The organism is Pseudomonas sp. PvP001 (assembly GCF_040546375.1).
GTDB lineage: Bacteria > Pseudomonadota > Gammaproteobacteria > Pseudomonadales > Pseudomonadaceae > Aquipseudomonas > Aquipseudomonas coleopterorum.
In genome coordinates this window covers 2,785,142-2,810,744 of record NZ_JBEPNQ010000001.1, presented here as the reverse complement: position 1 = coordinate 2,810,744, position 25,603 = coordinate 2,785,142, and the positions used below count along the sequence as shown (strand labels likewise).

The window sequence follows — 25,603 nt, the reverse complement described above, 5'->3', positions numbered from 1 at the left end:
CCGAGAATCTTCGCTATGCCTTGCCTCGCCTGGAGCACCATCGACACCGTCCTGCTGGACATGGACGGCACCCTGCTCGACCTGCATTACGACAACCACTTCTGGCTGGAGCATCTGCCGCAACGCTATGCGCAGGTGCATGGGGTCAGTCTGGCGATGGCGCAGTTGGAGCTGCAACCGTTGTTCACCGACAACGCCGGCAAGCTGAACTGGTACTGCCTGGATTTCTGGACCCGCGAGCTGAACATCCCGGTGCGCGAGCTCAAACGCGAAACCGCCGAGCTGATTGCCCTGCGGCCCGACGCCGACACGTTCCTGGCCGCCATCAAGCAGGCCGGCAAGCGCGTGATCATGATTACCAACGCCCACCGCGACTCGCTGTCGCTGAAACTGGAGCGCATCGAGCTGGCGCCCTATTTCGAGCGGATGATCAGCTCCCACGACTACGGCTACCCCAAGGAAAACGCGCAGTTCTGGGACGCCCTGCAGGCCGACATCGGCTTCGACCCGGCGCGCAGCCTGTTCATCGATGACACCCTGCCCGTGCTGCGCAGCGCCCGGGCCTACGGGATCAAGCACCTGCTGGCGGTCAGCGAGCCCGACAGCCGCAAGGGCGCCAAGGACACCGAGGAGTTCGCGGCGGTGGGTGACTACCGCGAGCTCATCGCGGGTTTGTGACCCGCCCGGCTGGCCAGGGACCTACCGCCAGCGCGTGTCGCTATACTGCGCATCGCCAACCCAGGAGCGAGCATGGACATCAAGCAACTCAAATTCCTCATCGCGTTGGATGAAACGCGGCACTTCGGCCAGGCCGCAGCGCGCTGTCACATCACCCAGCCGACCCTCTCGATGCGCCTGCGCAACCTTGAAGAAGAACTCGACTTGCCGTTGGTGAAGCGCGGCCAGCGCTTCGAAGGTTTCACCGCGCCCGGCGAGCGCGTGCTGGCCTGGGCGCGTACCGTCCTGGCCGCCTACGATGGCCTGCAGGCCGAAGCGGCGGCGTGCCGCGGCCACCTGGTCGGGACGCTGCGTCTGGGTGTGGTGCCACTGTCCAGTTTCGACCCGGTGCCGCTGCTGCACACCCTGCACGGCGAGCACCCCAACCTGCGCTTCGAACTCAGCTCGCTGAGCTCCGAGCAGATCCTCGAACAGCTGGCGAGCAACCGCATCGACCTGGGCGTCTCGTTTCTGGAGCGGCTGGACCAGGAACGCTTCGAATCGCGCGCACTGGGCGAAACGCGCATGGGCCTGCTGTTCGATCAACGTCACTACGATTTCGGCGAGCAGGCCCTGAGCTGGGAAGCCCTGACCGAACTACCCCTGGGCATGCTCACCACCGGCATGCATTTTCGCCAGTCCATCGATCACAATTTCCATTCGCGCGGGCTCGCACCGCAACCGCTGCTGCAGACCGATGCCGTCCATCAGTTGATCCAGGCCGTTCACGGTGGGCTGTGCTGCGCGATCATGCCCCTGGCAGGCGGGCTCGAAGGTTTGACCGAGCACCTGCGCCTGCAACCCATCGCCGAGGCCCACACGCTGGCGCCTCTGGGCCTGATCATGCGCCGCGCAGCGCCCCGTTCGGCACTGGCCGAAGCCTGCTTCAAGCTCTATGACGCGCCATGATCAATGCGGTCTATCGTCGCATCGGTAATAGCAATTAGACGCTAGGCAATCCTGCGCCTAGGCTTAAAGCTGAATTCATTGCCGGTCAATTCCCATGAACGCCAAGCACCCGGCCAGCGCGGTGCCCGTTTCTACCTCGGCTGCCCCTCTCGCCAGTCCCACCGCCAGCCAGACCTACAGTTACTGCAGCTTGAGCCTGGACGAACCCGGCAGCACGCCATTGGCCGAAGAAGTGGCACTGGCGATCGCCTACAACGGCATCAGCCAGGCCGTCATGCTGGTCACCCCTACCGACCTCGAAGACTTCGTCACCGGCTTCAGCATCGGCAGCGGTATCGTGGCCGGTGCCGATGAAATCTACGACATCAAGCTCAGCGGCGCAGGCTCGGCACGTCATGCCGAGGTGCAGATCGCCAATCGCGCCTTCTGGAACCTCAAGACCCAGCGTCGGCAATTGGCCGGCAGCAGCGGCTGCGGGCTGTGTGGCGTAGAAGCTGTCGAACAGGCATTTCCTGACCTGGCGGTATTGCCCGGCGCGGCCCTGCCGCCAGCGCAATGGCTCGAAGGCCTGCGCCAGCGCATCGGTGCCTTCCAGCCACTGGGCCAGCGCAGCGGCGCGGTCCACGCGGCGCTGTTCATGGACGCCACCGGCACCCTGCTGTTGGGACGCGAAGACATTGGCCGCCACAACGCGCTCGACAAAGTGATCGGCGCCCTGGTGCGGCAGAACATCGACAGTACCGGCGGGCTGGCCATCGTCACCAGCCGCTGCAGCCTGGAACTCATTCAAAAAGTATTGCGCGCCGGCATCCAGACCCTGGTCAGCCTGTCGTCGCCGACCGGCCTGGCCCTGCAATGGGCACGCCGGCACAACCTGAACCTCATCCACCTGCCGCAGCACAGCGCGCCGCGGGTCTATAGCCCTGCGTTGGAGAATCAAGCGTGAGCATTCACAATCAAGCCGACAAGACTCCTGTTCCTCGCTACAAGCCCTACAAGGGCGCTGCCGGCGGCTGGGGCGCACTGATCAGCGTGACGCAGTTCTGGCTGAGCAGCGACAACGCCCTGAAGAACATCCGCACCATGCTCAAGACCAACCAGAACGGCGGTTTCGACTGCCCGGGCTGTGCCTGGGGCGACTCGCCGGAAAGCGGCATGGTGAAATTCTGCGAAAACGGCGCCAAGGCCGTGAACTGGGAGGCGACCAAGCGTCGCGTCGACCCGGCCTTCTTCGCCAAGCACAGCGTTACCTCGCTGCTGGAGCAGAGCGACTACTGGCTCGAATACCAGGGCCGCCTGACCGAGCCGATGGTCTACGACGCCGCCAGCGATCGCTATGTCCCGATTGCCTGGGACGACGCCTACGCGCTGGTCGCCAAACACCTGCTCAATCTGGAAAGCCCTGACCAGGCCGAGTTCTATACCTCGGGCCGGGCCAGCAACGAAGCGGCGTATCTGTACCAGCTGTTCGTGCGCGCCTATGGCACCAACAACTTCCCCGACTGCTCGAACATGTGCCACGAGGCCAGCGGCGTGGCCTTGTCGCAGAGCGTCGGGGTGGGCAAGGGTACGGTGACGTTCGACGACTTCGAGCATGCCGATGCCATCTTCGTCTGGGGTCAGAACCCCGGCACCAACCACCCGCGCATGCTCGAACCGCTGCGTGAAGCGGTCCAGCGCGGTGCGCAGGTGGTCTGCATCAACCCGCTCAAGGAGCGTGGCCTGGAACGCTTCCAGCACCCACAGCACCCGATCGAGATGCTCACCAACGGTGACCGTCCGACCAACACCGCCTACTTCCGTCCGGCCCTGGGCGGCGACATGGCGATGATGCGTGGCATGGCCAAGTTCCTGCTGCAATGGGAGCGCGAAGCCCAGGCCAACAATGCGCCGTCGGTGTTCGACCACGACTTCCTCAACGAGCACACCGCCACCGTGCTCGAATACCTGGCGGCGATCGATGACACGTCCTGGGAGCATATCGTCGAGCAATCCGGCCTGCCGCTGGAAGATATCGAACTGGCCGCGCGCATGTACCTCAAGGGCAAGAACGTCATCATGTGCTGGGCCATGGGTATCACCCAGCACCGCCACTCGGTGCCGACCATCCAGGAAATCGCCAACCTGATGCTGTTGCGCGGCAACATCGGTCGCCCTGGCGCCGGTCTGTGCCCGGTTCGCGGCCACAGCAACGTGCAGGGCGACCGCACCATGGGCATCAACGAGCGGCCGCCGGCCTTTCTGCTCGATGCCCTGGAGAAGCGCTTCGGTTTCAATGTGCCGCGCACCAACGGCCACAACGTGGTCGAAGCCATCCACGCCATGGCCGAAGGTCGAGCCAAGGTGTTCATCGCGCTGGGCGGCAACTTCGCCCAAGCCACGCCGGACAGCACCCGCACGGCACAGGCACTGCGCAATTGCGACCTCACCGTGCAGATCAGCACCAAGCTCAACCGCAGCCACCTGATGCACGGCAAACAGGCGCTGATCCTGCCGTGCCTGGGCCGTACCGACATCGACCAGCAGAGCGAGGGCCCGCAAGCGGTCACCGTGGAAGATTCGTTCAGCATGGTGCACGCGTCCAACGGCCAACTGCAGCCGCTGTCCAAGCAGATGCGCTCTGAACCGGCGATCATTGCCGGCATTGCCGCCGCCACGCTCGGTGCGCAGCCGGTTGACTGGAACTGGCTGATCGCCGATTACGACCGCATCCGCGACCTGATCGCCGACACCCTGCCCGGCTTCAAGGACTTCAACGAACGCCTCAAGCATCCAGGTGGGTTCTATCTGGGCAACAGCGCTGGCGCACGTCGCTGGAACACGCCCACCGGGCGCGCCAACTTCAAGCCTAACCGCCTGCCGCTGGACCTGATCGACGAGCGAGTGCGTGCCACTGGCCAGGTGCCGGATCTGATCATGCAGTCGATGCGCTCTCACGATCAGTACAACACCACCATCTACGGCCTGGACGACCGCTACCGCGGCGTACGTGGCCAGCGTGACGTGTTGTTCGCCAATGAGGCCGACATCATTCGCCTGGGCTTCCGCCCGGGTCAGAAAGCCGATCTGGTATCACTCTGGGAAGACGGCCGCGAGCGCCGCGTGAAGGGCTTCACGCTGCTGGCGTTCGACATTCCGGCCGGTCAGGCAGCAGCGTACTACCCCGAGGTCAACCCGCTGGTGCCGCTGGAAAGCGTCGGCGACGGCAGCAGCACGCCAACTTCGAAGTTCGTCGCCATTCGCCTGGAGCAACCCACCCCAAGCGCCCGCATCGCCTGATACCCCACGCAACCCCTTGTCGCGGCCCGTGCCGCGACAAGCACGCCCCCCTGTAGCAGCGGCGCAAGCCGCGTAGCTCTTGATCTTGCTCTTACCCCTTCAACGCCATCAAACGACGCAGCTCCGGAAGTACGTGCGACCACCCTCCCTGCTCAAAGTTTCCCCATGAAACTTCAGAATCTCAGAACTGCGCACCCATCGTGCTTTCCATCACATCGCGCTTGTCGGACGACCGATCGCATAGCAAAGTCGCGCCGTCATCCCTCTGAGATCTGATCGATGAAATTTCCCTCGATACTTTTGTTGACCCTTGGCCTGGTAACAGGCGCTGCCTCTGCTGGCAGCAACACCGAAGCCGGTGTAGGGGGCGCATTGGGTGGGGTACTGGGCGCGGTGGTCGGCCAACAACTGGGCGGCAGCACCGGCTCGACCATTGGCGCAGGCCTGGGTGGTGCAGCAGGTAGCGCAGTCGGCGCCGACAAGCGCAGCCGTGGCCAGGCCGCCATCGGTGGAGCTGTGGGTGCTGCAGGCGGCAACGTGGTGGGCCGCAACGTAGGCGGCAGCACCGGCGGCCTGATCGGCGCCGCCACCGGCGGTGGTGCCGGCGGCGCGCTGGGCAACTACATGGGCTCCTCGTCCGACCGCGACGATCGTGACGATCGCCGCTATCGCGGCCACGACAACCGCGGCAAATGGAAACACCGCGACCGCGGCCGCCATGTCGGCCACAACAAGCATTGGCGCGATCGCTGAGTCTTTCTTTTATCTGCACAACTAGGGCAGGTGTCGAGCCTTTTTCCCGCAAAACCCTCCAGACTGATCTGAAGCCATAAAAAAACCGCCTTGAAAAAGGCGGTTTTTTTGTTTCAGCGAACGCTTACAACTGCGGACCGGCAGCCTTGATCGAGTCGCTCACGTCGAACTTCTTGAAGTTCTCGATGAACAGCGAAGCCAGGCCTTTGGCAGCTTCGTCGTAGGCGGCTGGGTCAGCCCAGGTGTTGCGCGGGTTGAGCAGGTTGGTGTCGACGCCTGGGACAACCTTTGGCACGTCCAGGTTGACGATGTCCAGGTGCTCGGTCTCGGTGCCGATCAGGGCGCCGCTCTGGATCGCTGCGATCACGCCACGGGTGGTGGGGATGTTGAAGCGTTTGCCAACGCCGTAGCCACCGCCGGTCCAGCCGGTGTTGACCAGGTAGACCTTGGAGCCGAAGCCACGGATACGCTTGATCAGCAGCTCGGCGTACTCGCCAGCCGGACGCGGGAAGAACGGTGCGCCGAAGCAGGTCGAGAAGGTCGACTTGATGCCGCTGCCCGAACCCATCTCGGTCGAACCGACCAGCGCGGTGTAGCCCGACAGGAAGTGATAGGCCGCCTGCTCTTCGCTGAGGATGGACACGGGCGGCAGTACGCCGGTCAGGTCGCAGGTCAGGAAGATCACGGCATTGGGCTCGCCACCCAGGTTCTTCGGCGCGCGCTTTTCGATCAGCTCACGCGGGTACGCGGCACGGCTGTTCTGGGTCAGGCTGTCATCGGCGTAGTCGGCCTTCTTGTCGGCATCGAGCACGACGTTCTCCAGCACGGCACCGTGCTGAATGGCTTTCCAGATGACCGGCTCGTTCTTCTCGGACAGGTCGATGCACTTGGCGTAGCAGCCGCCTTCGATGTTGAACACCACGCCCACACCCCAGCCGTGCTCGTCGTCACCGATCAGGTAACGGCTTTCGTCGGCCGACAGGGTCGTCTTGCCGGTGCCCGACAGGCCGAAGAACAGGGTGACGTCGCCGTCTTCGCCCATGTTGGCGGCGCAGTGCATCGGCAGCACGTCGGCGGCCGGCAGCAGGAAGTTCTGCACCGAGAACATCGCCTTCTTCATTTCGCCGGCATAGCGCATGCCTGCGATCAGCACCTTGCGGGCCGCGAAGTTGATGATCACGGTACCGTCGGAGTTGGTGCCATCGCGCTCGGGCACGCACTCGAACTCAGGCGCGTTGAGCACCTGCCATTCATCCTTGCCACCGGCGTTGTATTGCTCCGGGTTGATGAACAGGCAACGCCCGAACAGGTTGTGCCAGGCCGTCTGGGTGGTCATCTTGACCGGCAGGTAGTGCGCCGGATCGGAGCCTACATGCACATGGGAAACGAACCGCTCACGCTCGCCCAGATAGGCTTCGACGCGATCCCACAGGGCATCGAACTTGTCTGCGGGGAATTTGCGGTTGATCGGGCCCCAGGCAATGGCGTCCTGGGTAGTAGGCTCTTCGACGATGAAACGGTCGACTGGCGAACGACCGGTACGATGACCGGTACGCACCACCAGAGCCCCGGTATCGGCAAGCTCGCCTTCACCACGGTTCAGGGCTTCTTTAACCAGATCGTCTACAGTCAGATCGGCGTACACGGCGTTCTTGGCTTGCGTCATGAGGTTCCCCGTCGGCTCTGGGCCGAGTGCTCCAAACGTTTTGTAGTAAGTTTACAACAACCACTACAGCTAAAAAGTGGGCCGGATTATGCCAGAAACGCCCGAAAAGAATAGCGTCCTCCTGTCGGTAACGGCGTTATTCCGGCGTCCGTTTGTTAATTTAGCGAGACTAAATCGCTTCAGTGACGGGTATCTGACGGAGCGTCCACACCGGCGCCACTGAAGAGCTGATCGACGTCGGTGGCGTCAAACAAGTAGCGCTGGTTGCAGAACTGGCAGTCGATTTCCACCGTACCGCCATGCTCCTTGAGCAATTCGCGTGCATCGTCGTGCCCAAGACTGACGAGCGCTCGTGCCGAACGCTCCCTGGAACAGCTGCAGCGAAACCGAATCGGCTGGGTATCGAAAAGCCGCAATGCCTGCTCGTGGTACAGGCGGTACAGCACGGTTTCGTTATCCAGGCCCAACAGTTCTTCGGCCTTGAGGGTATCGGCCAGGGTGATGGCGGTCTTCCAGCTCTCGGCGCGGTCGTCCTCGTCCTTGATCACAGCGGCAGGCAATTGCTGCAGCAGCAGGCCACGGGCACGCTGGCCATCGGCCTTGAGCCAGAAGCGCGTACCGAGCTGTTCGGAGAGGGCGAAATAATTGGAGAAACTTGCCGACAGGTCGGCACCTTCCAGATCCACGATGCCTTGGTAGCGCTGACCTTCGGTAGGGTCGATGGTCATCGCCAAGGTACCGGCGGGCATCAGTTCTGGCAGGCCGTCGGTGTCGTTGATCTGCTCGGCGTGGAAACGCGCCAGGCCGCGGATGTCACGCTCGCTGGAGCATTCGATCATCAGCAACGGCACAGGGCCTTCGGAGCGAGCCTGCAGAATCAGCAAGCCATCGAACTTGAGCGTCCCTACCAGCAGGGCTGCGGCAGCCATGAATTCGCCCAGCAGCAGCTGCACCGGCAGCGGGTAATCGTGCTTGGCCAGGACCTCGGCGTAGCTGCGTTCCAATGCTACCGCCTCACCGCGTACATCGGCGTCGTCGAAAATAAAGCGTTGGGTGAAATCGGCTTCAGGAAGATCGTGCATAAGTCCAGTATCTGAGAATGGTGACAAAATGTGTAGCGGCTTTTATAAAGCCCGCTTCAGAGCGTTCGTTTGATCGCTCACTGCCCTGTGGATGTAGAGGTATCTTATGAACAAAGCCCCACTGTTCCAAGCCAGGTGGAACGTTAGCGGCTTGCTGCTGTGCAATTCAATCCCGATCGTGCTCTTGTGCTTCTGGTTATGGCCTATTGGCCATCATTTGTGTACAGCATTCGACGAATGGCTGTTTCGCCTGATCAACACGCCCCTGGCCAGCAATGCCGCGTGGCGTTACGTGTGGACCCTGGGCAGCTTGCGACCCTTCGACATCGTAGTCGGTGTGATCATGCTGGCGCTGCTGATCCGCGGCAATTGGGTGTTCAAGGCCGGACAGGCTCGCCAGGCCTTTTTCGGCTTCATGGCCGTGCTGCTGCTCTTAGTGGTGGTGCGCGCGCTGTTTTCCAAGTGGATACACGCAATGGGCTGGGACCATGACAGTCCGAGCATGGTCCTGACCGATCCGGTACTGCTCAGCGACTGGTACCCGGACCTGGAACGCCACTGGGAACTCAAGGACCGCTCCAGTCAGAGCTTTCCGGGCGATCACGCGTCGGTGCTGCTGATCTGGGCGCTGTTCATGAGCGTCTGTACCCGTCGAATCGGCCAGTGGCTGTGTATCTGGGCCCTGGCCCTGGTGTTCATGCTGCCGCGCCTGGTTGCCGGCGCCCACTGGGGGCAGGACGACTACATTGGTGGCGTGCTGATGGCTGTCTGGGCACTCGGCTGGGGGTACTTCACGCCTTTCGCAGCCCATACTTCGCAATGGCTGGTGCGGGTCACCGAGCCAGTGTTCAGGCTGCTGGCGAAGCTGCCGGTGCTGGGACGGTTGAGTATCGTCGCAGGGTGATGCGGTGTCTGTGCTGGCCTCTTCGCGGGCAGAGCCCGCTCCCACAGGCCAGTGCAGTTCAAGGAAGGTGTGGGGGCAGAGGGCTCAGCTACCCTCCCCGTCCCTGCAGCACATTGTTGGAGCGGGGCGGGCGGCGAGCTCTCTGCCCGCGAAGAGGCCAGCACTGCGCCCCATCAATCCCCTGAACGAAAACTGAACAATTGCCGACGCTGCTTCTTCGAAGGCTTGCCGTCGGTGGTCACGCCCAGCGCGCCGGCCTTGCGCATGGCCGCAGCGGCTTCGCGCCTGGCCTGGCTCTGCTCGGTTTCGCGGTAGAGCGTCTGCGCTTCGGGCGCACCACGGCGCACGATGGACAGCGCCTCGATGATCACACTGCGCTCATCGAAACCGGTGCGTATCTGCAGTTCATCGCCCACGTGCGGCTCCTTGCCCGGCTTGCAGCGCTCGCCGCGGTAATGCACCTTGCCGCTCTCGATGGCTTCCTTGGCCAGGGCACGGGTCTTGTAGAAGCGCGCAGCCCACAGCCATTTGTCCAGACGGACCTTGTCCTCTTCTTCCTGCTTTTGCTTCTGTGCCACAGGCTCACCTCGCGAAATGCCGTCATCGAACTGTACTACCGTGCCTGTCGGATGCAAGCGACGGTCTTTGCGATTACAGTGCACGCACGCTTGCCAAGCGGCGTCGGGCTGGGTTGAATTGATCCGGGCCTCGCCGGTCTGAAGCTTGCGTATACGGGTCCACCCCTACCTCTTGCGGTTTGCCGAATTTGAAAACATTTGATCACCTGACCGTCATCGGTCTGCGCGAGTGGGTGGCGCTGCCCGACCTGGGTGTCGCCGGCCTGCGCGCCAAGATCGACACCGGCGCCAGCACCTCCAGCCTGCACGCCACGGACATCGAACCGTTCACCCGTGCCGGTGAGAAGTGGGTGCGTTTCACCGCCCACCTGGGCACCGTGGTGCAACTGCGCCACAGACGCTGTGAAGCGCCGCTGGTGGCCATGAAGACCATCAAGAGCTCCAATGGCCATGCGCAGACGCGCTACGTGATCAAGACCACCCTGGCCCTGGGCGACCGGGTCTGGACGGTCGAATTCACCCTGGCCTGCCGTAAATCCATGCGTTACCGCCTGCTGCTGGGTTCCAAGGCGCTGGTCCATGGCCAACTGGTCGTGAACCCTGGCGTCACCTACGTTCAAGACAAGCCGGTGTTCCCGGCCTCTACTACCTCTGCCACAGGTGTTGCATGAAGATCGCTGTGCTGTCGCGCAATCCGCGTCTGTATTCCACTCGTCGTCTGATCGAAGCCGGCACTGCCCGTGGCCATGAAATGGTCGTGATCGACACGCTGCGCGCGTACATGAACATCGCCAGTCACAAGCCGCAGATCCACTACCGGGGCAAGCCGCTGCAAGGCTTCGATGCGGTCATTCCGCGCATCGGTGCATCGGTCACCTTCTATGGCTGTGCGGTGCTGCGTCAGTTCGAAATGATGGACGTGTTTCCGCTGAACGAATCGGTGGCCATCGCCCGCTCGCGCGACAAGCTGCGCTCGCTGCAACTGCTGTCGCGGCGCGGCATCGGCCTGCCTGTCACCGGCTTCGCCCACTCGCCGGACGACATCCCCGACCTGATCAGCATGGTCAATGGCGCCCCGCTGGTGATCAAGGTGCTCGAAGGCACCCAGGGCATCGGCGTGGTGCTGTGTGAAACCGCCACCGCCGCCGAGTCGGTGATCGAGGCGTTCATGGGCCTCAAGCAGAACATCATGGTTCAGGAGTACATCAAGGAAGCCGGCGGCGCCGACATTCGCTGCTTCGTGGTGGGTGACAAGGTGATTGCAGCCATGAAACGCCAGGCCAAACCCGGTGAGTTTCGCTCCAACCTGCATCGTGGCGGCAGCGCCAGCTTGATCAAGATCACCCCGGAAGAGCGCATGACCGCGATCCGCGCAGCCAAGGTGATGGGGCTCAGCGTCGCCGGCGTGGACATCCTGCGCTCCAACCACGGCCCCCTGGTGATGGAGGTGAACTCATCCCCTGGCCTGGAAGGCATCGAGGTGACTACCGGCAAGGACGTGGCCGGGATGATCATCGAGCACATCGAAAAGAACAGAGGCCCGAACATGACCCGCACCAAGGGCAAGGGCTAGTTCCTAGACGGCATCCCTGGGCAGCATCAGGCCCAGTGGCAGCCGCACCCGCGCCTCCAGCCCGCCCGTCGAGCGATTGCGCAGTTCCACGTTGCCGCCATGCATGGCGGCAATGCGCTTGACGATCGCCAGACCCAACCCGGTGCCCTTGCCACTGCGCGCGCGATCGCCGCGGATGAACGGGTCGAAGATGCCAACCAGTTCCCCCGGATCGATACCGGCGCCACGGTCCAGCACGCTGAGCACCACATAGGGCGCGTTGTCGTCGCCTGAAACGTTGACCGCCACCTCCACACCGCTGCCGGCATGGTAGAGCGCATTGCCGATCAGGTTGTTCAGCAGCCGCTTCATCGACACCCGGCGCAGCGGGAACGGCGGGATCGGTTCCAGGCGAAGCAGCACCTGCTCCTGCGCCTGGTTGTAGGGCGCAACGACTTCCTGCACCAGATTCCCCAGGTCGACGACCTCGACTTTTTCGTCGCGCCCGTCGCGAATGAAGGCCAGGAACTGATCGAGGATAGCGTCCATGTCCTCGATGTCGCGGACCATGTCGGGGGTGAATTCGTTGTCCGAGGTCATCAGCTCCAGCGACAGCCGCAGCCGGGTCAGCGGCGTGCGCAGGTCGTGGGAGACGCCGGCAAGCATCAGCTCGCGCTCGCGACCGGCCTGTTCGACGTCTTCGGCCATCTGGTTGAACGCCCGGTACACCTCGGTCATCTCACTGGGCGTATCGCTCACCGGCAGGCGCACGCTGCGGCCCTGTCCCAGTTGACGGGCGGCGAACACCAAGCGCTTGAGCGGCTGGTTGAGCTGACGCACGAAGATCCAGGCCGAAGCGGTCGACAACAGGCCGATCGCCAGAAACCAGCCCAGCACGCTCCAGATCTTCTGCCCGCGCAACGGGTGCGGGTACAAAGGCACCTTCAACCAGCCAGCGCCCAGGCTCGGCGCGCGCACCCACAAGGCGGGCGGCGCATGGACGCGCAAGCGCACTTCGGTGTCCTCGCCCAGCTCGGCCTGCATCTGGCGTTGGTAGATTTCGCTGTACGGCCAGTGCTGTTCACCTTCCGGCACACCGCCGCCGACCACGCGGATCAAGCCTGCGGCGTCGGCGATCTGGTCGCGGTTGTTCTCGTCCGCCGCCCAGTAGGCGCGCAGAGTCAGCGCCACACCGTGACTGTACTGGCGGTCGACCAGCACGTCTTCGTTCATCAACAGGTAGACCAGGGTCAGGGCCTTGGAAAACAGGACGACGACCAGCACCAGCCAGAGGGTTCGGGCGAAGAAACTTTGGGGAAACCAGACAGGGGTCTTCATTGCGCGGCGGTCACATACGTTACAGGAGCGAGCAGGCTCGCAGACATTCTGAATGACGAATATCCCGAATCAACATGTGATTCAGGATATCGACCCTACAAAAACCCCTGAAGTCTACCGGGCGGCGTTGCCATCGGGTACGAATACGTAACCCACGCCCCAGACCGTCTGAATGTAGCGCGGCTTGGACGGATCGGGTTCGATCATGCGGCGCAGGCGCGAGATCTGCACGTCGATGGAGCGCTCCAGAGCGTCCCATTCACGTCCACGGGCCAGGTTCATCAGCTTGTCGCGGGTCAGTGGCTGACGAGCGTTCATCACCAGGGCCTTGAGCACGGCGAACTCGCCGGTGGTGAGCATGTGCACTTCGTCGCCGCGCTTGAGCTCGCGGGTGGCCAGGGAGAGCTCGTAGTCGCCGAAGGACACCGATTCATCCTCGCTGCCCGGAGCGCCCGGCACCGGTGCCGACTGACGACGCAGCACGGCCTTGACCCGGGCCATCAGCTCGTCGGGGTTGAAGGGCTTGGCCAGGTAGTCGTCCGCGCCCAGTTCCAGCCCCTTGATGCGGCTGAGTTCGTCACCCTTGGCGGTCAACATGATGATCGGGACCTGATTGTTGCCGGCGCGCATGCGGCGGCAGGCGGACAGACCGTCTTCGCCGGGCAGCATCAGGTCCAGCACCACCAGATGGAACACTTCACGAGCCAGCAGGCGGTCCATTTGCTCGACATTGGGCACGGCGCGCGCACGGTAGCCTTTGCTGGTGAAGAATCGCTCCAGCAGGCTGCTCAATCCCGGGTCGTCATCGACGATGAGGATCTTTTCACCTTCGGCTGCTTGTGCGGTACTGCTCATGGGTTGCTCCTCTGATCTCGGCGCGCATTATGGCGTAGCTGCCGACGCTCGTGCCGTGTGCATTGTTAGCAGATTTTTCCTCGGCCGCCAGTCACATTCCTTCATCGTCCAGGCTTGGGGTTCGCGCCGAGACGATGTCGCTGGGTATACTGCGCGGCTCGTCAGCGGCAACGTACGCATGAAAGCGTTCGCTGCCACGGTGCCCGAAACGCGCCCATACACCAGGCTCGCGGGGGACTGCACCTTGTACCTATCATTTTTCAGGTGGTTATCATGATCAGCATAAACAGCCGCATCGCCGAGGAACTCGGCGTCCGCCCTCAACAGGTCGAAGCGGCCGTCGCACTGCTGGATGAAGGTTCGACCGTGCCTTTCATCGCTCGTTACCGCAAGGAAGTGACCGGCAGCCTGGACGACACCCAACTGCGTCACCTCGAAGAACGCCTGCGCTACCTGCGCGAACTCGACGAGCGCCGCACCAGTATCCTGGCCAGCATCGAGGAACAGGGCAAGCTCACGCCCGAGCTGACCCGCGAGATCCAGCAGGCCGACACCAAGACACGCCTGGAAGACCTCTACCTGCCGTACAAGCAGAAGCGCCGCACCAAGGGCCAGATCGCCCTGGAAGCCGGCCTTGGCGAGCTGGCCGACGGCCTGTTCGCCGACCCGACGCTGACCCCGGAAACCGAAGCAGCCCGCTTCGTCGACGGCGACAAGGGCGTGCTCGACGTCAAGGCTGCGCTGGAAGGCGCCAAGTACATCCTGATGGAGCGCTTCGCCGAGGACGCCACGCTGCTGGCCAAGCTGCGCGGCTTTCTCAAGCAGGAAGCGGTACTCAGCGCCCGGGTGCTGGCAGGCAAGGAAGAGGAAGGCGCCAAGTTCCGCGACTACTTCGAGCACGACGAGCCGCTCAAGAGCATGCCCTCGCACCGCGCCCTGGCCATTTTCCGCGGGCGCAACGAAGGCATTCTCGGCTCTTCGCTGAAAGTGGGCGAAGAACTTCCGGGCACCCTGCACCCGTGCGAGATGATGATCGGCGAGCACTTCGGCGTGAAAAACCAGCAGCGCGCCGCCGACAAGTGGCTCGGCGAAGTGGTGCGTTGGACGTGGAAGGTCAAGCTCTACACGCACCTGGAAACCGACCTGCTGAGTGAGCTGCGCGAGAACGCCGAAAGCGAAGCCATCAACGTCTTCGCACACAACCTGCATGACCTGCTGCTGGCCGCCCCGGCTGGTCCGCGCGCCACCCTGGGCCTGGACCCTGGCCTGCGTACCGGCTGCAAGGTGGCGGTGGTGGATGCGACCGGCAAGCTGCTCGATCACGCCACGGTGTATCCGCATGTGCCGCACAACAAATGGGACCAGACCCTGGCCACGCTGGCGGCACTGTGCGCCAAGCATGCCGTGGACCTGATCGCCATCGGCAACGGCACTGCCAGCCGCGAGACCGACAAGCTGGCCGCCGAGCTGATCAAGAAATACCCCGGCCTGAAAATGACCAAGGTCATGGTCTCCGAAGCCGGTGCCTCGGTGTATTCGGCCTCGGAGCTGGCGGCGCGCGAGTTTCCCGATCTGGACGTATCGATCCGCGGTGCGGTGTCCATCGCTCGGCGCCTGCAGGATCCACTGGCCGAACTGGTCAAGATCGATCCGAAATCCATTGGTGTGGGTCAGTACCAGCACGACGTCTCGCAGCTCAAGCTGGCGCGCGGCCTGGATGCCGTGGTGGAAGACTGCGTGAACGCCGTGGGCGTGGACGTCAACACCGCCTCCGTGGCCCTGTTGGCACGCATCTCCGGGCTCAATGCCACGCTGGCGCAGAACATCGTCGCCCACCGCGATGAGCACGGTGCGTTCCGGACCCGCGCAGCACTGAAGAAAGTCTCGCGCCTGGGCGAAAAAACCTTCGAACAGGCGGCCGGTTTCCTGCGCGTCATGAACGGCGACAATCCGCTGGACGCCTCGGCCGTGCACCCCGAAGCCTATGTGCTGGTACAGCGCATCGCTGCAGGCACCGATCGCGATATACGTTCGCTGATCGGCGACAGCGGCTTCCTCAAGCGCCTGGACCCGAAAAAATTCACCGATGAAACCTTCGGCTTGCCGACCGTGACCGACATCCTGCAGGAGCTGGACAAGCCGGGCCGCGACCCGCGTCCGGAGTTCAAGACCGCCGAGTTCCAGGACGGTGTGGAAGAGCTCAAGGACCTGCAACTGGGCATGGTGCTCGAAGGCGTGGTGACCAACGTGACCAACTTCGGCGCCTTCGTCGATATCGGCGTGCACCAGGACGGTCTGGTGCACATCTCGGCGCTGTCGGAAAAATTCATCAAGGACCCGCGTGAAGCGGTGAAGGCCGGCGACGTGGTCAAGGTCAAGGTGATGGAAGTGGACATTCCGCGCAAACGCGTGGGGCTGTCGATGCGCATGGGCGACACGCCCGGCGAGAAGATCGACGGTGCACGGGGCAGCCGTCCCGGTGCCGCAGCCCGCCAGCAGGCCGCTCCGGCCCGCGTCAAGGAAGCCGCCGCGCCCGCCAACGGCGCCATGGCGTCGTTGTTCGCCAATGCCAAACAGTTGAAGAAACGCTGATGCAGATCGCCGACGATCTGACCCAGAGCGCCTACTTTCGTGAGCTCGGCTGCCAGGTGCGACGCCTGGATGCCGGCGTGGCGGAAGTGGCACTGCCCATGGCCGAGCACCTGCGCAACCGTGGCCAAGTGATGCACGGCGGGGCCATCTTCAGCCTGGTCGACATTGCCATGGGCCTGGCGTGCTCGACCTCCCACGGTTTCGATAATCAAAGCGTCACGCTCGAATGCAAGATCAATTACCTTCGCGCGGTGTCAGAAGGTGAGGTGATCTGCAAGGCCCAGGTATTGCACGCCGGCCGACGCACGATGGTGGTGGAGGCCGAGGTGCTTCAGGGCGAAAAACTGATGGCAAAGGCACAAGGTACTTTCGTGGTTCTCTAGCCCGAAGGGGTCGTTCTGCGGTAATTTCGGCACGGCGCAGGCGGTGTCGATCGCAGTACGGCCTGCACCTTGCCCGATCGAAACCAGGCGACGACGCCGGTTCCTTTTTGTCTTCACCCTTGCAGACCGTCCGCTCCACCCCCATATCGGGGCGACTGACGCGTGAAGGAATCCAACTTGAGCGAATTTCTCAACCGCCGCCTGACTTTGCTCGGCGAGCCTGCCACCCTTTCTCTGCTCGCGCAGTGCCTGCATGGCATCGAGCGTGAGTGCCTGCGCGTCAACCACGAGGGTCGCCTGGCACAGACGCCGCACCCCGAGGCGCTGGGATCGGCGCTGACCAACGAACAGGTCACCACGGACTACTCCGAATCGCTGCTGGAATTCATCACGCCCGCACTCGAGGATCCTGCACAGACCCTGCACAGCCTGGAGCAGATTCACCGCTTCGTGTACAGCAAGCTGGGCAGCGAGTACCTGTGGAGTCCCTCCATGCCCTGCCCGTTGCCGGCCGAGGAAGATATTCCGCTGGCCTACTACGGCACCTCGAACATCGGCCGCCTCAAGTACGTCTATCGCCAGGGCCTGTCCCTGCGTTACGGCCGCACCATGCAGTGCATTGCCGGCATTCACTACAATTTCTCCCTGCCCGAGCAGCTGTGGCCGGTGCTCAAGCAGGCTGATGGCTATGTCGGCACCGATCGTGATTACCAGTCGTCCGCGTACATCGCGCTGATTCGAAATTTCCGTCGCTACAGCTGGTTGCTGATGTACCTGTTCGGCGCCTCGCCGGCACTGGATGCCGGCTTTCTGCGCGGGCGCGCCCATCAGCTCGAGCAGCTGGATGCGCAGACCCTGTACCTGCCCTACGCCACCAGCCTGCGCATGAGCGACCTGGGTTACCAGAGCAATGCCCAGGCCGGCCTGACGCCGTGCTACAACGATCTGGCCAGCTACACCGACAGCCTGCGCAAGGCGGTGGCCACGCCGTATCCGCCGTATGTGCAGGTGGGCACGCACAAGGATGGCGAATGGGTACAGTTGAACACCAACATCCTGCAGATCGAGAACGAGTACTACTCCAACATTCGTCCCAAGCGGGTGACCTACAGTGGCGAGCGGCCGATCCAGGCATTGATGGCGCGTGGCGTGCAGTACATCGAAGTGCGCTGCCTGGACATCAACCCGTTCCTGCCCACCGGGGTCGACCTGACCGAGTCGCGCTTCCTCGATGCGTTCCTGCTGTTCTGTGCGCTGGAAAGCAGCCCGCAGATCGACAGCAACGAGTGCGCGGCCTGTACCGGCAACTTCCTCAGCACGGTCAAGGAAGGTCGTCGGCCGGGCCTGCAATTGCAGCGCAACGGCGAGGCGGTCGAGCTCAAGACGTGGGCCGGCGATTTGCTGGAGCGTATCGACGCGGTCGCTGCACTGCTCGATCGCAGTACCGGTACCGATGAGCATGCCCAGGCGATGGCGGCGCAACGCGCCAAAGTCAGCGACCCTTCGCTGACGCCGTCGGCGCAGGTCCTGGCGAAGATGGCCGAGCAGAAACAGAGCTTCGCCGAGTTTTCCTTCAGTCAGAGCCAGGCTCATGCCGAGTACTTCCGCCAGCAGCCCTTGAGTCCCCAGGATCAGGCGAGCTTCGAACAACAGGCTCGCGACTCATTGGCCGCCCAGGCAACGCTCGAGGCCGAGGAAGTGGGCGATTTCGATGTGTTCGTCGGTTCCTATCAGGCAAGCATCCTGGCCATCAGCAACTGACCGCGCTGAATACCCTGCGGTATCTCTGCTGCACCGCAGCGCCCTTTTCGCGGGCAGAGCCCGCTCCCACAATAGATATGTGCTTATCCCATGTGGGAGCCGGGCTCTGCGCGCGAAGAAGGCGCCGCCGATCTCCCAGAAGCCCTATCACAACGCCTTTTCGAAGATCTTCGAATTACGCTGGTAGTTGTACAGCGAAGCGCGTGCCGCTGGCAGGCGTTCGACGCCGCTGGGCACGAAGCCGCGCTCGCGGAACCAGTGCGCCGTGCGGGTGGTGAGCACGAACAAGGTGTTCAACCCCAACGCCCGCGCCCGCTCTTCGATACGTTCGAGCAGCTCGTCGCCACGACCGCCATGGCGGTATTCCGGATTCACCGCCAGGCACGCCAGCTCGCCGGTCTGTGAATCGGCGATCGGGTACAGCGCGGCGCAGGCGATGATCATGCCTTCACGCTCGACTACGCTGAACTGGGTGATCTCGCGCTCCAGCACCTCGCGGGAGCGGCGTACCAGGATGCCCTGCTCTTCCAGCGGGCTGATCAAGTCCAGCAAGCCACCGACGTCTTCGATGTTGGCTTCGCGTACCTGTTCGAACTGCTCCTGCGCCACCAGGGTACCGCCACCATTGCGGGTGAACAGCTCGGTGAGCAATGCGCCATCTTCGGCGTAGCTGACGATGTGCGCGCGGCTGACGCCCCCTTTGCACGCCTGGGCGGCCGCATCGAGCAATTCCCCCTGGTAATCGTTGCCCAGTCGCAACAGGTGCGCCGGCACCTGCTGCGGGCGCAGTTCGCGCACCAGGTGACCGGTTTCATCGAGCAGCCCCGGCTCGGCACCGAACAGCAGCAGCTTGTCGGCCGCCAGGTCGATGGCGGCCCGTGTTGCCACGTCTTCACAGGCAATGTTGAAGATCTCGCCGGTAGGCGAGTAACCCAGCGGCGACAACAGCACGATCGAGCGTTCGTCGAGCAGGCGGTTGATGCCCTTGCGATCGACCCGACGCACCTCACCGGTGTGGTGATAGTCGACACCCTCGACCACGCCGATCGGCCGCGCCGTGACCAGATTGCCGCCCGCCACGCGCAACCGCGAGCCCTGCATCGGCGAGGACGCCATGTCCATGGACAGGCGCGCCTCGATGGCGATCCGCAGATGGCCCACCGCATCGATGACGCACTCGAGCGTGGCCGCATCGGTAACCCTGAGGTTGCGATGATAGTGCGGGCTCAGGCCGCGCGCGGCCAGACGGCTTTCGATCTGCGGGCGCGACCCATGGACCAGCACCAGGCGCACGCCCATGCTGTGCAACAGCACCAGGTCGTGGACGATATTGCCGAAGTTGGGGTGGGCAACGCCCTCGCCGGGCAGCATCACCACGAAGGTGCAGTCACGGTGGGCATTGATGTAGGGAGAAGCGTGGCGAAGCCAATTCACGTAGTCGGGCATAACGGCAGAAGCCTGTAGAAAAGTGGGACGAAAAGCATCACTCGGCGCACAGCGGTATGAGGGTTATCGTCGTGACAGGCTTGGCAACACGCGCGCACTCCTTGCAGGGATGACGGCCCGCAGGCACGCCGATTTAGGCAATCACCGATTCGAGGCAGTAATGCCCGATCAGTTCACGCAATAGACGCACGGTAGGCTGCAAACGTGACATTTCCAGGTATTCGCCGGGCTGGTGCGCACAGGCGATGTTGCCTGGCCCCAGTACCAGGGTTTCACAGCCCATGCTCTGGAAGTACGGCGCCTCGGTACCGAAGCCCACGGCCGCCGCCGTGTACCCCGTCAGCCGCTCGGCAACCCGCACCAGCTCGGTGTCGGCACGCTGCTCGAAGGGTGGCACCTCGGCGAACAGCGGGGCATAGTCGATCTTCACCTGGTGCAACTCGGCCAACGGCGCAAGCTTGCTGCGAATGGCGGTGCGCAGGACCTGTGGGTCCATGCCCGGCAACGGCCGCAGGTCGAATTCCAGCGAGCATTGCCCACAGATGCGGTTGGGGTTGTCGCCGCCATGGATGCAGCCCAGGTTCAGGGTCGGTTGGGGCACGCTGAACTGCGCGTTGTTGTATTCGCGCTGCCATTGCCGACGCAGGTTCATCAGCTCGCCGATTGCCCCGTGCATCGCCTCCAGGGCGCTGTGCCCAAGGCTTGGGTCCGAGGAGTGGCCACTGCGGCCAAGGATGTCGATGCGCTCCATCATCACCCCCTTGTGCAGGCGGATCGGCTTGAGCCCGGTCGGCTCGCCGATGACCGCGGCACGGCCCAGCGGCCGGCCGGCGGCGGCCAGCGCCTTGGCACCGGACATCGAGCTTTCTTCGTCGCAGGTCGCGAGGATGATCAACGGCTGCTTGAACGGCTGATCGATCAGGCCACGCACCGCCTCGATCGCCAGTGCGAAGAAGCCCTTCATGTCGCAGCTGCCCAGCCCGACCCAGCGTCCATCGACTTCAGTGAGCTTGAGCGGGTCGGTGTTCCACAGCGCCTCGTCGTAAGGCACCGTGTCGCTGTGCCCGGCCAGCACCAGACCGCCAGGGCCGCTGCCGAACGTGGCGATCAGGTTGAACTTGCCGGGCTCGACCTGCTGGATCTCGCAGGCGAAGCCCAGCTCGGTCAGCCAGTTGGCCAGCAGATCGATCACCGGGCCGTTGGACTGGTCCAGGCTGGGCTGGGTGCAACTGACCGAAGGCGCCGCGATGAGGGCGGCGAATTGTTCCTGCATGGACGGCAATGGCATGGCGATCCTCCCGAGGCGAGCCCCATCATAGAGCCATCGGGCGCCAAGAATAAACCGCCGCGGCACGACTGCTGTACACTGCACGGCCTTATCTAGTCATCAGCGCGTTGTTGTCCGCCAGCGCTTGGATTGCCCCCTCATGCACAAAGAAACTGAAATCAAACTGCGCGTCAGCCGCGAAACGCTCGCTGCTCTGCGTGAGCATCCCCTGCTGAAAAAGCGCAACAAAAGTGGCTGGGAGCGCCGAGAGCTGTTCAACCAGTACTTCGACACGCCTGCACGCGAACTGGCAGCGGCCAAGGTCGCCCTGCGCCTGCGCCGCGATGGCGAAGAGGTCATCCAGACCCTCAAGACCCGTGGCAGCAGCGTGGCCGGGCTGTCGCAGCGCAACGAATACGACTGGAACCTGCCCAAGGCTAAGCTCGACCTGAAGAAGCTCGACGGCGAATGCTGGCCCGAGCAACTGGCCGGGCTGGACAAGAAGACCATCAAGCCGGTATTCACCACCGATTTCGTCCGTGAGCGCGCGGAAATCGCCTGGGGCCGCGGCAAGGCCCGGGTGGTGATCGAAGCGGCCCTGGACCTGGGCAAGGTCATCGTCGGCAAGCAGTCCGAAGAGATCTGCGAACTGGAGCTGGAGCTGCGTGAAGGCGAGCCGGCGGCATTGCTGGAGCTGGCCGCCGAGCTGGCCGAAAAACTGCCCCTGATGCCCTGCGACATCAGCAAGGCCGAGCGCGGCTATCGCCTGAGCGATCCGGACAGCTACGCGCTGAGCCTGCCCGCCCCCGAGCTGGGCGCCGAGACGACGCTCGACGATGCCTTCACCGCCCTGGCCTGGCACCTGTTGGCGAACAGCCAGCGCCTGGCCGAGCAGTACCGTTTCAACGGCCACTGGCGCCTGCTGCAGGACTGGGTGCAACAGCTCATCGAGTTGCGCGGGTTGGTTGGCAGCCTGGGCCAGGCCGCGCCGCGCGCCAGCAGCAACGAACTGCGCACTGCCCTGGACGCCCTGCTCGAAGACTGGCGCCCTCTGGTGCAGGCCGGGCAGGAAGACGAAGACGTGCGCAAGGCCGCGCCCGAGCAGTTCGCCGAAGAGCTGCTGGACGTGCGCTGGGGCCTGTTCTCGCTGAACACCTCGCGCTGGCTGATGGGCCGCCTGTGGACGGTCGAGCGCAACAACCGCGGCAACCGTCAGGGCGCCGCCCAGCTGCAAAGCTGGCTGGGCCACCTGCTGGCCGAGGAAGGCGCAGCGCTGCAACTGCCGCGTTACCAGCAGCAACCCGAGGATCTGGCCGAGCAGTTGCCCCGTATCGAGCGGATCCAGAGCTGGCTGCACCTGGCCCGTGGCGTGCTGGACGTGCCGGAAGTCGACCGCCTGTTCGGCGAGCTGAACAAGCTGCACGCCCTGGCCAGTCTGGACATCACTGATGAAGTGCTGGATGCGCGGATGCAACAGGCCATCGCCGTGAGTCAGAATCGCGCGTGGAAACTGTTACTGCGCAAGTAAGCTTTGTGGTGTTTGTTCTGACCTCTTCGCGGCTGCTAGCCGCTCCTACAGGGTGTTATGAACCTGTAGGAGCGGCTGATCTCGCCAGTCACCGATCCACCGGCAGGCTGGTGGTCGACTTGATTTCGGACAGCGCCACCGTCGAATTCACCTCTTGAATGCCCGGCACCATCGACAGCTTCTCGAAGAAGAAACGCTCGTAGGCCTCGATGTCCGGTGTGACGATGCGCAGCAGGAAATCGACGTTGCCCATCAGCACATAGCACTCCAGCACCTCTGGAAAGCCCCGTATCGCTTCCGTGAACTCGGTGAAATTCGAGCGGCCGTGGGCGTTGAGCTTCACCTCGGCGAATATCTGTGTGTTCAGGCCGATTTTCTTGCGATCCAGCAGCGTCACCTGCGCCCGGATGACCCCCTCCTCCTTGAGCCGCTGGATGCGCCGCCAACACGGCGACTGCGACAACCCCACCTGCTCGGCAATCTGCGCGCTGGACAGCGTGGCGTCCTCCTGCAGCAACGCCAGAATGCGCCGGTCGTAAGCATCCAGCGGGCTGTGCATAATTATTTCTCCATTATCCAGATTGCGAAATTTTCTGATTCAAGATAGCTCAATAATCCGAAAATTCAGGTAAGAAATACCGTCAAGGACGTGGGAAGCTTTCCCGCATCAACCACGGAGATGAACCATGTCCGCTTTCGAACTGCTGACCCCGCTGCGCCCGGATGTCTGGGCCGCTGGCAATCTGACCGCCACCGTGCAGTTCAACCTGAGCGCCGAGATCGAAGCCGACGTGTTGTGCCGGGTGCTCAACCTGTTTGCCATGCAGTACCTGATTCCCTGTGAGCTTTCGGCCCGGCAGGTGGCGGACAATCTGGAAATCCAGGTGCAGGTGAGCGAGCTGAGCTGGCATCGTGCGCAGGTGATTGCGGAAAAGATGCGCAATCTGGTCAGTGTCCTCAATGTGCAACTTGCTGATGCCCAGCATCCGGTTCAGGTGCCGTCATACGCTTGAGTCGGTGACAAATGCGGCAACGGTTGCCATGACGGCAATTTTCGGAACGGGGCTAGGCTGTGTGGCACGACCGATCGCGCACCGCCAAGGAGGCCCCCGCATGACCCTCGTCGCCACGACCCTGCGGCATCGCCATGACTGCGACCTGTGCTTGCGCGAGCTGGTCGACGATCTGCTGGCTGATGGCCTCATCGTGCCGGACCGCGCCCAGGCACTGTGCGACAGCCTCGACTACAAGGAGCCGCTTCAGACTCACCCCCTGCAACGGCTCGCCGACTACCGATTGCCCGATCCCCGCCAACCCGGACAGTTGCTGACCCTCGAAGCCCTGACCCAATGGCTGGCGCAGCGTGCCGGCCAACCGTACCTGCGCATCGATCCATTGTGCATCGACGTACCCACCGTGGTGGCCTTGATGCCCCAGGCCTTCGCGCAGCGCCATGGCATTCTTGCCGTGGCCGTGGACGAACACAGCGTCACCATCGCCAGCGCGCAACCCTGGCAACGCCACTGGGAAGCCGACCTGGCGCAGGTGCTCAAGCGCACGATCAGGCGCGTGGTGGCCAATCCTGTCGATATCCAGCGCTTTACCGAACAGTTCTTTCAACTGGCCCGCTCGGTCAGCGGCGCCAGGGTCCAGGGCCAGTCCAGCATCACGGGCAATCTGGAGCAACTGCTGCAGTTGGGCGACGTGGTCGCCCCTGCCGCCAGCGACCAGCACGTGATCAACATCGTCGACTGGCTGTTTCAATATGCGTTCGAGCAGCGCGCCAGCGACATCCATGTCGAGCCACGGCGAGACATCGGTGTGCTGCGCTTTCGCATCGACGGCTTGCTGCATTGCGTGTACCGCTTTCCGGAACAGGTGACACTGGCCATCGTCAGCCGCCTGAAGAGCCTGGGCCGAATGAACGTCGCCGAGAAGCGCAAGCCTCAGGATGGGCGGATCAAGACTCGCCTGCCCGAGGGTCAGGAGATCGAGTTGCGCCTGTCCACCCTGCCCACGGCCTTCGGCGAAAAGCTGGTGATGCGCATCTTCGACCCGCAGGTGCTGCTCAAGGATTTTGCCCAGCTTGGTCTGCTGGGCGACGATCTGCATCGCTGGCGGCAGATGACCAACCAGGCCCATGGCATCGTGCTGGTCACCGGTCCCACCGGCTCGGGCAAGACCACCACGCTGTACACCACCCTCAAGCAACTGGCGACGCCGCAGATCAACCTGTGCACCATCGAAGACCCGATCGAGATGGTCGAACCGGCCTTCAACCAGTTGCAGGTGCAGCACAACATCGATCTGGATTTCGCCAGCGGCCTGCGGGCGCTGATGAGGCAGGACCCGGACATCATCATGATCGGCGAGATCCGCGATCTGGAAACGGCCGAGATGGCGATCCAGGCGGCGCTGACCGGTCACCTGGTGGTGTCGACCCTGCACACCAACGATGCCGTGGGTGCGATCACCCGCCTGCTGGAACTGGGCGTCGCGCATTACCTGATCAAGGCCACGGTGCTGGGCGTCATGGCGCAGCGCCTGATACGCACGCTGTGCGCGGACTGCAAGGCGCCGACGCGCGTCGACCCGACGAGCTGGCAAGCGCTCATCGCGCCCTGGCGCATGGCCATCCCGGAAGGTGCGCAGCGCGCCATGGGCTGTCCGCGCTGTCGTGACACCGGTTATTGCGGGCGGGCCGGTGTGTATGAAGTGCTGCTGCTCAGCGACGGTGTGAAAGCCTGCATCGACGCCAACACCGACTTCACCGCGCTCAGACGTCAGGCATGCAAGGAGGGTATGCGCAGCCTGCGCCTGGGAGGTGCACGGCAGATCGCTGCCGGCCTGACCACCCTCGAGGAAGTGCTGCGCGTGACCCCGCGCATCGACTCGATGTGAAGCCGCTGCTGCGGGCCGCTCGACCGCCCCGGGGAACTTGAATGACGTTGACCCTATCCAACGAGCAGAACGACAACTGCCCCGGATCACAT

The 25,603-nt window shown here is 63.4% G+C and carries 22 protein-coding genes; 14 read left to right on the top strand and 8 right to left on the bottom strand.

What is annotated here, in order from left to right; genetic code table 11:
- The first annotated feature begins 15 nt into the window (after window positions 1–15).
- The 5 genes from yrfG to ABMD26_RS12780 all read left to right on the top strand — a co-directional run bounded on the left by yrfG (window position 16) and on the right by ABMD26_RS12780 (window position 5,658).
- Window positions 16–678 carry a GMP/IMP nucleotidase gene (yrfG, locus tag ABMD26_RS12800; RefSeq protein ID WP_354309888.1) on the top strand — a complete coding sequence of 221 codons (663 nt, stop codon included), beginning with the start codon at window positions 16–18 and terminating at the stop codon, window positions 676–678.
- Between the two features lie 72 nt (window positions 679–750).
- Window positions 751–1,626, top strand: a complete 876-nt coding sequence (locus tag ABMD26_RS12795) for a LysR family transcriptional regulator (protein WP_049860231.1) — start codon at window positions 751–753, stop codon at window positions 1,624–1,626.
- Window positions 1,627–1,720: 94 nt separating this feature from the next.
- Window positions 1,721–2,572 carry a formate dehydrogenase accessory sulfurtransferase FdhD gene (fdhD, locus tag ABMD26_RS12790; RefSeq protein ID WP_354309886.1) on the top strand — a complete coding sequence of 284 codons (852 nt, stop codon included), beginning with the start codon at window positions 1,721–1,723 and terminating at the stop codon, window positions 2,570–2,572.
- Window positions 2,569–4,905 carry an FdhF/YdeP family oxidoreductase gene (locus ABMD26_RS12785; protein WP_354309884.1) on the top strand — a complete coding sequence of 779 codons (2,337 nt, stop codon included), beginning with the start codon at window positions 2,569–2,571 and terminating at the stop codon, window positions 4,903–4,905. The genes fdhD and ABMD26_RS12785 overlap by 4 nt, the downstream gene beginning before the upstream one ends.
- Before the next feature lie 279 nt (window positions 4,906–5,184).
- Window positions 5,185–5,658, top strand: coding sequence for a glycine zipper 2TM domain-containing protein (locus tag ABMD26_RS12780; protein ID WP_354309882.1), 474 nt, complete (start codon window positions 5,185–5,187; stop codon window positions 5,656–5,658).
- Between the two features lie 124 nt (window positions 5,659–5,782).
- On the opposite strand, the gene ABMD26_RS12775 is transcribed toward ABMD26_RS12780, so the two are convergent.
- Both ABMD26_RS12775 and hslO read right to left on the bottom strand, forming a co-directional pair.
- Window positions 5,783–7,324, bottom strand: a complete 1,542-nt coding sequence (locus ABMD26_RS12775) for a phosphoenolpyruvate carboxykinase (protein WP_049860236.1) — start codon at window positions 7,322–7,324, stop codon at window positions 5,783–5,785.
- 179 nt (window positions 7,325–7,503) lie between these two features.
- The gene (hslO, locus tag ABMD26_RS12770; protein ID WP_049860237.1) at window positions 7,504–8,406 is read right to left on the bottom strand and encodes an Hsp33 family molecular chaperone HslO; all 903 of its coding nucleotides are present in this window, start codon (window positions 8,404–8,406) and stop codon (window positions 7,504–7,506) included.
- A gap of 106 nt (window positions 8,407–8,512) precedes the next feature.
- On the opposite strand from hslO, the gene ABMD26_RS12765 reads away from it, so the two are divergent.
- Window positions 8,513–9,310 carry a phosphatase PAP2 family protein gene (locus ABMD26_RS12765; protein ID WP_354309880.1) on the top strand — a complete coding sequence of 266 codons (798 nt, stop codon included), beginning with the start codon at window positions 8,513–8,515 and terminating at the stop codon, window positions 9,308–9,310.
- Window positions 9,311–9,483: 173 nt separating this feature from the next.
- Here the strand turns inward: ABMD26_RS12765 and ABMD26_RS12760 are convergent, their stop codons facing one another.
- The gene (locus tag ABMD26_RS12760; protein WP_049860239.1) at window positions 9,484–9,888 is read right to left on the bottom strand and encodes an RNA-binding S4 domain-containing protein; all 405 of its coding nucleotides are present in this window, start codon (window positions 9,886–9,888) and stop codon (window positions 9,484–9,486) included.
- 188 nt (window positions 9,889–10,076) lie between these two features.
- Here ABMD26_RS12760 and rimB point away from each other — a divergent pair, with 188 nt between their 5' ends.
- Together rimB and rimK are read left to right on the top strand one after the other, a co-directional pair.
- A complete protein-coding gene (gene rimB / locus ABMD26_RS12755) occupies window positions 10,077–10,559 on the top strand; it encodes a retropepsin-like aspartic endopeptidase RimB (RefSeq protein WP_043192313.1) in 483 nt (160 codons plus the stop codon).
- Window positions 10,556–11,461, top strand: coding sequence for a 30S ribosomal protein S6--L-glutamate ligase (rimK, locus tag ABMD26_RS12750; RefSeq protein WP_049860240.1), 906 nt, complete (start codon window positions 10,556–10,558; stop codon window positions 11,459–11,461). Before rimB ends, rimK begins: the two co-directional genes overlap by 4 nt.
- A 3-nt stretch (window positions 11,462–11,464) precedes the next feature.
- Here rimK and ABMD26_RS12745 read toward each other — a convergent pair whose 3' ends face one another.
- Window positions 11,465–12,778, bottom strand: coding sequence for an ATP-binding protein (locus ABMD26_RS12745; protein WP_049860241.1), 1,314 nt, complete (start codon window positions 12,776–12,778; stop codon window positions 11,465–11,467).
- A gap of 114 nt (window positions 12,779–12,892) precedes the next feature.
- The gene (gene ompR, locus ABMD26_RS12740) at window positions 12,893–13,633 is read right to left on the bottom strand and encodes an osmolarity response regulator transcription factor OmpR (RefSeq protein ID WP_043192310.1); all 741 of its coding nucleotides are present in this window, start codon (window positions 13,631–13,633) and stop codon (window positions 12,893–12,895) included.
- A 273-nt stretch (window positions 13,634–13,906) separates the two neighbouring features.
- On the opposite strand from ompR, the gene ABMD26_RS12735 reads away from it, so the two are divergent.
- The 3 genes from ABMD26_RS12735 (at window position 13,907) to gshA (ending at window position 18,369) form a co-directional block, all read left to right on the top strand.
- The gene (locus tag ABMD26_RS12735; protein ID WP_122742931.1) at window positions 13,907–16,225 is read left to right on the top strand and encodes a Tex family protein; all 2,319 of its coding nucleotides are present in this window, start codon (window positions 13,907–13,909) and stop codon (window positions 16,223–16,225) included.
- Window positions 16,225–16,608 carry a PaaI family thioesterase gene (locus tag ABMD26_RS12730; RefSeq protein ID WP_134721998.1) on the top strand — a complete coding sequence of 128 codons (384 nt, stop codon included), beginning with the start codon at window positions 16,225–16,227 and terminating at the stop codon, window positions 16,606–16,608. The genes ABMD26_RS12735 and ABMD26_RS12730 overlap by 1 nt, the downstream gene beginning before the upstream one ends.
- A 177-nt stretch (window positions 16,609–16,785) precedes the next feature.
- A complete protein-coding gene (gene gshA, locus ABMD26_RS12725) occupies window positions 16,786–18,369 on the top strand; it encodes a glutamate--cysteine ligase (protein WP_354309875.1) in 1,584 nt (527 codons plus the stop codon).
- A gap of 147 nt (window positions 18,370–18,516) precedes the next feature.
- Here gshA and argA read toward each other — a convergent pair whose 3' ends face one another.
- Both argA and argE read right to left on the bottom strand, forming a co-directional pair.
- Complete coding sequence (gene argA, locus ABMD26_RS12720) at window positions 18,517–19,815, bottom strand: amino-acid N-acetyltransferase (RefSeq protein WP_049860245.1); 1,299 nt, start codon at window positions 19,813–19,815, stop codon at window positions 18,517–18,519.
- A gap of 133 nt (window positions 19,816–19,948) precedes the next feature.
- Window positions 19,949–21,103: an acetylornithine deacetylase gene (gene argE, locus ABMD26_RS12715; RefSeq protein WP_134721999.1), complete on the bottom strand. Its 1,155-nt coding sequence runs from the start codon at window positions 21,101–21,103 to the stop codon at window positions 19,949–19,951.
- Window positions 21,104–21,242: 139 nt separating this feature from the next.
- Between argE and ABMD26_RS12710 the strand changes: the two genes are divergently transcribed.
- Window positions 21,243–22,610 (top strand): CYTH domain-containing protein, encoded by a 1,368-nt coding sequence (locus ABMD26_RS12710; RefSeq protein ID WP_134722000.1) that lies wholly within the window; start codon window positions 21,243–21,245, stop codon window positions 22,608–22,610.
- Window positions 22,611–22,698: 88 nt separating this feature from the next.
- Here the strand turns inward: ABMD26_RS12710 and ABMD26_RS12705 are convergent, their stop codons facing one another.
- Window positions 22,699–23,169 carry an Lrp/AsnC family transcriptional regulator gene (locus tag ABMD26_RS12705; protein WP_049860248.1) on the bottom strand — a complete coding sequence of 157 codons (471 nt, stop codon included), beginning with the start codon at window positions 23,167–23,169 and terminating at the stop codon, window positions 22,699–22,701.
- Window positions 23,170–23,296: 127 nt separating this feature from the next.
- On the opposite strand from ABMD26_RS12705, the gene ABMD26_RS12700 reads away from it, so the two are divergent.
- Window positions 23,297–23,623 carry an ACT-like domain-containing protein gene (locus tag ABMD26_RS12700; protein ID WP_354309872.1) on the top strand — a complete coding sequence of 109 codons (327 nt, stop codon included), beginning with the start codon at window positions 23,297–23,299 and terminating at the stop codon, window positions 23,621–23,623.
- 100 nt (window positions 23,624–23,723) lie between these two features.
- Window positions 23,724–25,511, top strand: coding sequence for a type IV pilus assembly ATPase TfpB (gene tfpB, locus ABMD26_RS12695; RefSeq protein WP_354309870.1), 1,788 nt, complete (start codon window positions 23,724–23,726; stop codon window positions 25,509–25,511).
- Window positions 25,512–25,603 lie beyond the last annotated feature (92 nt).

Coding starts and splice junctions, on each gene's coding strand:
- fdhD (WP_354309886.1), top strand. CDS start 1,721: ATGAACGCCAAGCACCCGGCCAGCGCGGTGCCCGTTTCTACCTCGGCT.
- ompR (WP_043192310.1), bottom strand. CDS start 13,633: ATGAGCAGTACCGCACAAGCAGCCGAAGGTGAAAAGATCCTCATCGTC.
- argE (WP_134721999.1), bottom strand. CDS start 21,103: ATGCCATTGCCGTCCATGCAGGAACAATTCGCCGCCCTCATCGCGGCG.
- ABMD26_RS12730 (WP_134721998.1), top strand. CDS start 16,225: ATGCAGATCGCCGACGATCTGACCCAGAGCGCCTACTTTCGTGAGCTC.
- ABMD26_RS12710 (WP_134722000.1), top strand. CDS start 21,243: ATGCACAAAGAAACTGAAATCAAACTGCGCGTCAGCCGCGAAACGCTC.
- ABMD26_RS12795 (WP_049860231.1), top strand. CDS start 751: ATGGACATCAAGCAACTCAAATTCCTCATCGCGTTGGATGAAACGCGG.
- ABMD26_RS12765 (WP_354309880.1), top strand. CDS start 8,513: ATGAACAAAGCCCCACTGTTCCAAGCCAGGTGGAACGTTAGCGGCTTG.
- ABMD26_RS12775 (WP_049860236.1), bottom strand. CDS start 7,324: ATGACGCAAGCCAAGAACGCCGTGTACGCCGATCTGACTGTAGACGAT.
- tfpB (WP_354309870.1), top strand. CDS start 23,724: ATGACCCTCGTCGCCACGACCCTGCGGCATCGCCATGACTGCGACCTG.
- ABMD26_RS12745 (WP_049860241.1), bottom strand. CDS start 12,778: ATGAAGACCCCTGTCTGGTTTCCCCAAAGTTTCTTCGCCCGAACCCTC.
- yrfG (WP_354309888.1), top strand. CDS start 16: ATGCCTTGCCTCGCCTGGAGCACCATCGACACCGTCCTGCTGGACATG.
- hslO (WP_049860237.1), bottom strand. CDS start 8,406: ATGCACGATCTTCCTGAAGCCGATTTCACCCAACGCTTTATTTTCGAC.
- ABMD26_RS12735 (WP_122742931.1), top strand. CDS start 13,907: ATGATCAGCATAAACAGCCGCATCGCCGAGGAACTCGGCGTCCGCCCT.
- rimK (WP_049860240.1), top strand. CDS start 10,556: ATGAAGATCGCTGTGCTGTCGCGCAATCCGCGTCTGTATTCCACTCGT.
- ABMD26_RS12700 (WP_354309872.1), top strand. CDS start 23,297: ATGTCCGCTTTCGAACTGCTGACCCCGCTGCGCCCGGATGTCTGGGCC.
- ABMD26_RS12705 (WP_049860248.1), bottom strand. CDS start 23,169: ATGCACAGCCCGCTGGATGCTTACGACCGGCGCATTCTGGCGTTGCTG.
- ABMD26_RS12780 (WP_354309882.1), top strand. CDS start 5,185: ATGAAATTTCCCTCGATACTTTTGTTGACCCTTGGCCTGGTAACAGGC.
- argA (WP_049860245.1), bottom strand. CDS start 19,815: ATGCCCGACTACGTGAATTGGCTTCGCCACGCTTCTCCCTACATCAAT.